The sequence below is a fragment of the Solibaculum mannosilyticum genome, assembly GCF_015140235.1.
Lineage (GTDB): Bacteria > Bacillota > Clostridia > Oscillospirales > Acutalibacteraceae > Solibaculum > Solibaculum mannosilyticum.
The window spans coordinates 2,532,501-2,541,474 of sequence record NZ_AP023321.1 but is presented as its reverse complement, the minus strand read 5'-3'; the positions used below and the strand labels follow the sequence as shown (position 1 = coordinate 2,541,474).

General features: G+C 53.9%; 7 protein-coding genes. 1 reads left to right on the top strand and 6 read right to left on the bottom strand.

Translation table 11 applies throughout. The features are described from left to right. Positions 1-261 precede the first annotated feature (261 nt). The gene (locus C12CBH8_RS11795) at positions 262-978 is read left to right on the top strand and encodes a putative ABC transporter permease (RefSeq protein ID WP_215533296.1); all 717 of its coding nucleotides are present in this window, start codon (positions 262-264) and stop codon (positions 976-978) included. A 388-nt stretch (positions 979-1,366) separates the two neighbouring features. Here C12CBH8_RS11795 and ilvC read toward each other — a convergent pair whose 3' ends face one another. The 6 genes from ilvC to murD all read right to left on the bottom strand — a co-directional run bounded on the left by ilvC (position 1,367) and on the right by murD (position 8,964). Next, positions 1,367-2,359 (bottom strand): ketol-acid reductoisomerase, encoded by a 993-nt coding sequence (gene ilvC, locus C12CBH8_RS11790; RefSeq protein ID WP_090263800.1) that lies wholly within the window; start codon positions 2,357-2,359, stop codon positions 1,367-1,369. Positions 2,360-2,888: 529 nt separating this feature from the next. Further along, positions 2,889-3,425, bottom strand: a complete 537-nt coding sequence (gene ilvN / locus C12CBH8_RS11785) for an acetolactate synthase small subunit (RefSeq protein ID WP_147624424.1) — start codon at positions 3,423-3,425, stop codon at positions 2,889-2,891. A gap of 15 nt (positions 3,426-3,440) precedes the next feature. Next, entirely contained in the window at positions 3,441-5,054 is a 1,614-nt protein-coding gene (gene ilvB, locus C12CBH8_RS11780) for a biosynthetic-type acetolactate synthase large subunit (RefSeq protein ID WP_099322954.1), read from the bottom strand. Between the two features lie 147 nt (positions 5,055-5,201). Continuing rightward, positions 5,202-6,224, bottom strand: coding sequence for a M42 family metallopeptidase (locus tag C12CBH8_RS11775; protein WP_246441589.1), 1,023 nt, complete (start codon positions 6,222-6,224; stop codon positions 5,202-5,204). A 2-nt stretch (positions 6,225-6,226) separates the two neighbouring features. Beyond that, the gene (locus C12CBH8_RS11770; RefSeq protein ID WP_215533294.1) at positions 6,227-7,240 is read right to left on the bottom strand and encodes a M20/M25/M40 family metallo-hydrolase; all 1,014 of its coding nucleotides are present in this window, start codon (positions 7,238-7,240) and stop codon (positions 6,227-6,229) included. 335 nt (positions 7,241-7,575) lie between these two features. After that, on the bottom strand, positions 7,576-8,964 hold the full coding sequence (gene murD / locus C12CBH8_RS11765) for a UDP-N-acetylmuramoyl-L-alanine--D-glutamate ligase (RefSeq protein WP_215533293.1): 1,389 nt from the start codon (positions 8,962-8,964) through the stop codon (positions 7,576-7,578). Positions 8,965-8,974: the final 10 nt, after the last annotated feature.

Below are 8,974 nucleotides of genomic sequence, written 5' to 3'. Positions count from 1 at the left end.
CAACCGCTGAATCAATGCGAACCAGACATTTCATGGCTTTAAATTGCGTGTAAGGCCATTTGTAATGCCGGTACGTGGTGGAAGTCTCCTGTTGTGGAAAACTCCTTACAGGGCAAATAAAAGCAAAAATCAAAAAATCGGATGGAAATAGAAGGAGAAGAGTGCATTTATCTAGGAAATAGCTTGTGTTTGTGGTAGAATTGACAGAACAACGGAAAAAGGGTAGAATACAGATACTTATCATGAAAGGAGAATGAAACCATGTGGCAAAAGAAAATTGGCGGATTCTCCTTGCATGATCTGTTCTGGACCTTTGTAGCGGGATGTATGATCGGCGTCTTTGTGGAGCAGGTGTTTGTCTACGTGGCCGTGGGGGTCATGGAGAGCCGTGCCGGTCTGGTGGTGGGACCTTTTAATCCTATTTACGGCGTCGGTGCGGTGGTCATGCTCCTGTGCCTTTATCGGTTTAAGCGATGGCCGGCCCTTCTGATGGCGGTCAGCGCATTGTGCGGTTCGGCTATTGAATATGTCTTCAGCTTTTGCGAGGAAACTTTCTTTGGCACCCGGTCGTGGGATTACAGCAACGAACCTTTTAATTTAAATGGGCGTATCTGCCTCAAATATGCTTTTTACTGGGCGGTGCTTGGCGCACTGTTCATTTATTGTATTTATCCGGCCCTCAGCAAACTCATTGGCATTATCCGGGGAAATGTGGGAGAAATCCTGAGCTGGACGATGCTCATTTTCCTCATAGTGGATATGATTTTATCGGCAGCAGCGGTGGCGCGGTACAAACAGCGTTATTTTGATCCCACGCCCCACAGTATTGTGGACCAGATTTTAGACGATGCTTATCCGGACCGTAAGATCGAAGAGATTTTTCCCAGTATGAAAAAGTCACGGGAACAGTTCGGCCTCATGGAGGGGGAGGGACCGGGCAAAAGGGAGGAAGTATCAGAAGCTTCAAAAGCTGCTTAAAGGAAAAGAAAAAATTTGCGCCTAAGGGTTACTCAGGCCCTTAGGCGTTTTTATTGGTAGAAAAATACCTATAAAATAAGACGGGGCGCTCACGTATGAGCGCCCTTGCAGGATTTGATACGCGCGTAAGTTTTCCAAATAAACGGCATTTGCTGCAACCATTCATACCTTTGGCTACAGGCCGTACTTCCTTTACGCGTTATTAAAATCGGTACAGCAGGCGCCAGACCTTTTCTGTACCAGCATCAACCCTGCCGACCTTAGCATATGCATGGAAAGCTCTATTATGAGCAGCGTATGGCGGTAATTTTTTGAAGTTTATAAATCAAAAAAGATCCCGGCTGGAAATTCTCTAGCCGGGATCTTTGATCATTGCAATCTGTAATATTTATTCCTCGTTCCAGGAATACATCTTACGCAGCTCTTTGCCCACCGATTCCAGCTGATGCTCGGATTCGATACGGCGGCAAGCATTAAAGTGGCTGCGGCCCACTTTATTTTCATTGATCCATTTGGAGGCAAAGGTACCGTCCTGAATCTCGGACAAGACCTTCTTCATCTCCTTCTTGGTTTCCTCCGTGATGAGACGTTTTCCGGTCTCGTAGTCGCCGAATTCAGCGGTGTCGGAGATGGAGTAACGCATCATGGAGAAGCCGCCTTTGTAGATCAGGTCAACAATGAGCTTCATCTCATGGATGCACTCAAAGTAAGCGTTTTCAGGAGCATAACCAGCTTCCACCAGGGTCTCAAAGCCGGCCTTCATCAGGGCGGTTACGCCGCCGCACAGAACGCACTGCTCACCGAACAAGTCGGTTTCGGTCTCCACCTGGAAGGTAGTATCCAGCACGCCGGCACGGGCGCCGCCGATGCCCAAAGCATAAGCCAGACCGATGTCGTGAGCTTTGCCGGTAGCATCCTGCTGAACGGCGATGAGGCAGGGTACGCCTTTGCCTTCCACATATTCGCTGCGGACGGTGTGGCCCGGACCCTTGGGAGCGATCATAAAGACGTCCACAAAGGGAGGAGGCTGGATCTGACCGAAATGGATGTTAAAGCCGTGAGCGAATGCCAGGGCATTGCCTTCCGACAGATTGGGTTCAATGTCTCTCTTATAGAGCTCAGCCTGCTTCTCATCGGGGATGAGGATCATGATGATATCGGCAATTTTAGCGGCTTCCGGAGTGGTCATAACGGTAAGGCCGGCAGCTTCGGCTTTGGCCCAGGATTTGGAGCCTTCGTAAAGGCCGACTACCACCTTGACGCCACTATCGTGCAGGTTAAGGGCATGGGCATGACCCTGGCTTCCGTAACCAATGATGGCAACCGTCTTGTCCTTGAGTAATCCTAAGTCGCAGTCGGACTGATAATAAATTTTTGCCATGAGAAAAACCTCCTATGCCGATGATCGGCAAAATATAGAAGCAGGCAAGGCCTGCATCAAAGACGTGCGTAAAACTGGGGTGGTATCTGGAAATTGAATGTCCCGTGAATGGGCTGGGATCTAGCGGGAAAAGTCCCCCCAGGTACCGTGTTCACGGGGAAGAAGCATCTGTCAAAATCCTAGGGCGATGTGATTCTAGGCTCTGCCTGGGCGGGCAGAGCCCGCTTCCATGACGCGGAATAAAGCCGGAGTAAAACAGAAGTCATAGAGCCACGCGAAATAGAGCTGGTATTGGAAAAATCCCAATACTTTTATCCCCAGGTACCGTGCTAGCGGGGAAGAAGCATCTGTCAAAATCCTAGGGCGATGTGATTCTAGGCTCTGCCTGGGCGGGCAGGTTCCGTTTCCACGCCGCGCACAAAACTAGGATGGTATTCGGGAATTGAATATCCCGCGCATGGGGTTGGGATCTAGCGGGAAAAGTCCCCCCAGGTACCGTGTTCACAGGGAAGAAGCATATGCCAAAACCTTAGGGCGACGTGGCGCCAGGCCCTGCCTGGTCTTGAGATGCCTTTTTGCTCCGGGTGATGGATGCGCCCTTTTCAATGGCGATGGTGCCGGTGCGGACAATCTCCCGGATGCCAAAGGGACGGAGCAAATCCTCCATGACTTCGGTTCTCTCTAAGGTATCGGTAAATTCAAAGGTCATACTGGTAGGAGAGACGTCCAAAATGCGAGCGTTCATCAATTCAGCGATCTTCATTAATTCGGCCCGCCGGGACGGCGGTGCCGCCACCTTGATGAGCGACAACTGACGGCTCAAATATTCCCCCTCCGAGAAGGTCTTGACCTTGATGACTGGAATAATCTTATTGAGCTGTTTTTCCACCTGTTCCACCACCGCATCGTCGCCGTGGACGACGATAGTCATGCGGGAGATGGCGGGATCCTCTGTGACACCCACTGCCAAGGAATCAATGTTAAATCCCCGGCGGGTAAACAGGCCGGATACTTTGGATAAGACGCCAGCATGGTTCTCGGTTAAAACCGAAAGGGTATGTTTCATCTGCGGCCACCTCCTTTACAGGGACGGCTCGTCCGGATGGACGATACATTGGAGTAAAAACGGGCCGTCGGCCGACAGCATAGTCTCAATGGCCTCTTCTGTCTGGCTGTCCTCCCGGATGGAAAGGGCGGGAATGCCGTAAGCTTCGGCCAGCAGCATAAAGTCGGGACTGCCGTCCAGCTTTGTGGCGGCGTGACGTCCCCCGTAAAGCTTATCCTGCAATTCCCGCACCATGCCAAGACGTCCGTTTCGCATCACGACCATTTTCACATGGGCACCGCTTTGGTTGATGGTGGCCAGTTCGTTGAGACTCATTTGGAAGGATCCGTCGCCGCAAACGGCGCAAACCTGCAAATCCGGACGGGCCATCTTGGCCCCGATGGCTGCTGGGATGGAATATCCCATGGTGCCCATGCCGCCGGATGTAAGGAATCGGCCCTTCTGGATGCCAAAATAGTTGGCACACCAGATTTGGTTTTGCCCCACGTCGGCCACTAGGATACAGTCGGGATCCATAGAGGCGGACAATTTCCTGAGAAATAGCTTGGGGCTAAGAAATCCCTCCCGGGAAGAGGATGGGATGGTATTGGTTTTATAAGAGACGCAATGCTGAACCCAAGCCTCGTCGGCTTGAAAGGAGAGACGTTCCATCAGCAGGCGCAGTACGTTGGAAAGATCGCCTACAATGGGGATTTCCGCCGGCATGTTCTTGCCGATTTCAGCGGGATCCACATCGATATGGACAATATGGGCCCGTTCGGCAATCTGATCCGGGGCCGCCATGGCGCGGTCGCCTACCCGGGCGCCTGCCAGAATCAGCAGATCGGCCTCCCTCAAAGCGCGGTTGGCGGCTTTGACGCCGTGGGTACCGATCATACCCAAATAGAGTGGGTGATCGGAGGGGAGAACGCCGATCCCCATCATGGTGGATACCACAGGGATGCGGCATTGTTCGCACAATGTCTCAATGAGACGGTATCCTTCGCTGGAAAAGACGCCGCCGCCGGCGCACAGTACAGGACGTTTTGCTGTCTGGATCAGATCGGCTGCCCGTTGGATTTGCCGGACGTTGCCGGTCACTGAGGGTTTGTATCCTACGATATCCACCTTTTCCGGGTAGACGAAATCAAGCTCCTGGAGCTGGACATCCATAGGAATATCAATCAGCACCGGACCGGGCCGGCCTGTGGTGGCAATGTGAAAAGCTTCCTTAAAGACCCGGGGAAGGGTTTTCACATCTTTAATCAGATAACTGTGTTTGATAAAGGATTCGGTAGCGCCGGTGATATCGGCCTCCTGAAAGACGTCCCGCCCCAACTGATCCGACCGAACCTGGCCGGTGATGCAGATCAGGGGGATGGAATCCATATAGGCAGTGGCAATGCCGGTAATCAAATTGGTGGCGCCGGGGCCGGACGTGGCGATGCACACGCCGGGCTTGCCGGAGATGCGGGCATAACCGCTGGCTGCATGACCGGCATTCTGTTCCTGCCTCACCAGAATATGGCGGATGGAGGAGGCAAACAGCGCATCATAAAAAGGGGCAATGGTGGCGCCGGGATAGCCGAATACCGTCGTGACACCCTCGCACTTGAGACATTCCACCATAGCTTGTGCGCCAGTGATCATATTGCTTCCTCCTTACTCTTTTTATCTCATTTATCAGAGGGACTATCCTTTTAATCTCCTAGAAGGAGAATGGTTCTATTATAGTACACTATCACCAGAGAAATCAATCAATTTTTGATGAAAAATGAGGTTGTTCGCCTCTTTTTGTCAAAGCTGACCAGATGCCATTGCAGCTGACAGCTCCCGCACCAAAATGAGACCGTTTGTCAGGTCGTCTTCACAGATCAGCCCGGCCGGGGAGTGGAGATACCGGCAGGGGGTGGACAGGGCCAGAGTACGCACACCCGTCCCGCTTTGATGGATGGCCCCGGCGTTGTTTCCTCCCGATACCGACGCCTTGGGCTGACAGGGGATGTTCAGACGTTTTGCCATGGAAAAAGCGGCGTCATAAAGGGATTTGTCATACATGGTGCGAAGATCCATAAACGAGATGGCAGGACCTGATCCCAGGCGGCACACCTTCTTTTCCTCCGGAACGCCAGATAGATCGGCGGCAGTGGTGGTGTCCACTACGATGCTCAGATCGGGAGTTAATGCGAAGGCGGCCGTCTTAGCACCGTGGAGGCCGATCTCCTCCTGGACCGAGAATACCACATCCAAGTCATAGGGGACCTCTCCCAGCACCAGCTTTAACAGCATGGCGCAACCGGCGCGGTTATCCAAAGCACGGCCTTTGAGGAGATTGCCCATCTTTTCAAAGGAGGTGTCCCATACAGCCATGTCTCCGGGATGAACGACCTGCTCCGCCTGCTCTTTGGACGAGGCACCGATATCGATGCGCAGATCACTAGCGTCTACCGCTTTGTCCCGTTCATCGGCCTTCAGCAGATGGATGGGCTTTCCCGCGATGACGCCGGGGAGGAGGTTGTCCCCCACCAGCACGTGCTTGCCCAGCAGCACTTTGGAATCAATGCCGCCTACCGTGGTAAAACGTAAGAAACCCTCTTCATCCACATGGGTGATGAGAAATCCCACCTCATCCATGTGGGCGTCCAATAAGACCCGTTTGATGCCGCGGCTTTTGCCCTCCTTGTGCACCAGGAGATTTCCCAGGGCGTCCACCTTACATTGGGCCTTGTCCCCGATGGCCTCCATCAGGAATGTCCTGACCCGTTCTTCCCGGCCGGAGATTCCCGGGATCTCACAAAGCTGTTTTAGCAGTTCCATCATGTTCAAGCATCCCCTTTCACGATATAGGCGGCCAGCAACTTAGCGACGGCGTCTACGTCATGGACATCCACCACTTCGCAGGCGGTGTGCATGTACCGCTGGGGGATGGACAATAGGCCGCAGGGGATGCCGGTGCGGGAGATGGCGATATAATCGGCGTTGGTGCCGGTGTCTCCCCCCATAATCTCGGTCTGGTAGGGGATATCCTCCTCTTTGGATAGCGACACCAGTCTCTCGAACATGGGACGGGAAAGAATAGGCGAATACCCGATCATAACCCCGTCCCCCAGCTTGCCGCATTTGTGGGAGGGGCATCCGGGACTCATGGCGAAGCTGACGTCCACGGCGATGGCTTCGGTGGCGTCCACGCCGAAGCTGCCGGTGATGGCGCCGGCCTGTCCCACCTCTTCCTGGACGCTGAAGAGAACCGTCACCTGCGTTTTTTTGAGCCCCGGCAACAGGGAGACGCATTTGAGCAGGGAGGCCACTCCCGCTCGGTCGTCCAATGCCCCGCAGGTGATGCGATCATCAAGCAGATTTTTCGAATTTCGTTTCAACGTGACACGGTCTCCCGGCTGAACCAGATCCTTGAGCTGATCGGCGGTGAGACCGGTGTCCACCATCATTTCGTCCAGGGGGGAGAATTTGCTGCGGTCGCTGTCTTTGCTGAGATGGGGAGGGGTAGCACAGAACAGTCCGGGAATGGGCTTGCGTCCCCAAATAACCACTTCGTGGGCTGGGAGGGTGCGGATATCCACCCCGCCGGCCTTGCCCACCTTCAGAAATCCGTCGGAAAGGCTGATGACCACCAATCCAATTTCATCGATATGTGCGTCCAGCAGGATGTGACGGGGCGCATTTGGATCTCCCAGGTGACCCAGTACGTTTCCCAAAGCATCCCGACGCACAGAGGCAAACTGAGAGAGAAGCTCTGCTGCCTTTTCGGCGGCCTCTCCTTCCCGGCCAGCCGGGCCGGACGGGGCGCATAGATCAAATAAAAGCTGTTTGGTATCCATGACAATGCTCCTTACGACGCCCTAACCTTATTGAAAGGGCAGATTTATTTTGATAGACATGGTGTTAAAAATACCAGGAGAAAGCCAATCTAGCTCCCATCCGCGTGCCGCCAAGAGTTCCTATTGCAGAAGGCCCGGAGCGCGACGTGGAAGGGGGCCCTGCCCGCCAGGCAGAGCCTGGAGCCACATCGTCCTAAGGATTTAGTAGAAACTTCTCCCCAAACGCCCGGTTCCTGTAGCTCCAAAACAGAGTTAACTCAGCCTCACTTCGCGTGCCGCCAAGAGTTCCTATTGCAAAAGGCCCGGAGCGCGACGTGGAAGCGGACACTGTCCGCCTATAGGGCTTTGACAAGCTCCTTAAAATGCCTGCCTCTGGCGGCAAAGTTGGGATATAGATCAAAGCTTGCGCAGGCGGGGGACAGGGTGACGATATCGCCGGATTTGACTACTTTGTGTGCGGCGTCCACCGCCTCCTCCATATTGTTTACCCGCAGGATGGGGGTGGTATCGCTGCTCCAGCCAGGACTTGCCTTGACCGACGCCTCGATCTTGTCAGCCGTAGCGCCCATGAGGATCAGGCATTTGACACGTTCCACAATCTTAGGACCTAGGGCGTCAAAGGGGATATCCTTATCATACCCACCGGCAATCAGAATCACCCGCTGGTCAAAGGATAAAAGTCCCGCGATGGTGCGTGTGGGACTGGAGGCAATGGAATCGTTGTACCACCGTACCCCGTCCTTTTGGCGGACCAACTCAATGCGGTGCTCTACCCCTGCAAAGGAGCGGGCCACCTGCACCATGGTCTCAGGATCGACGATTCCCCATACCGCCGCCATGGCTGCCAGATAATTCTCCACGTTGTGTTTGCCGGGGATGAGAATATCCGATTCCTTCATGACCGCTGTTTTCTGCCCGTTGCGGGAGAGGCATAACGTCCCGTCGGGCGCGGCATAGGCCCCGGATTCCAACGCCTGCTTACGGGAGAAAAAGAGGATATCCCCTCTGGTGAGGGAGGCAAAGGAAGCGGTGATATCGTTATCCAGATTGAGCACCGAACGGCTCAGGCCATTTTGATGGAGAAGGATATTTTTCTTGGCGTCGATATATTCCTCCATGGTCTTGTGGATGTCCAGATGATTGGGAGAGAGGTTGGTCACCACGGCGATGTCCGGACTGCGGCGCATGGACATAAGCTGGAAGGAGGAAAGTTCCACCACAGCGTAATCCTCCGGCTTCATCTGATCGGTTTGAGGGAGGAGGGGAGCGCCGATGTTGCCGCCCAGATAAACCGTCTTACCGGCGGCCTTCAGCATTTCGGCGATGAGGGTGGTGGTGGTGGTTTTGCCGTCTGACCCGGTGACGCCGATGAGGGTAGCGGGACAGACGTCGAAGAAAAGTTCCATTTCAGAGGTGATAGCTACGCCCTGTTTGCGATATTCCTGAAGCTCGGGCAGAGTATAGGAGAGGCCGGGAGTGCGGAAAATGACGTCGGCCTGGATGGAGGAGAGATAATCCTCCCCCAATTTCAGTTGGACACCTGCCTCCTGCAACTGGGAGGCTTTTTCGCCTAACGCGGCGAGATCCCGTTTGTCGCAGCCGATAACCTGAGCACCTGCATCTAAAAGAAGTTGGATCAAAGGGGTATTGCTGATGCCCAATCCCACTACGGCGACTCGTTTGCCGCAAAACCGTTTCAAATAATTTGAAAGAATGCTCTCCATAATCAATGCC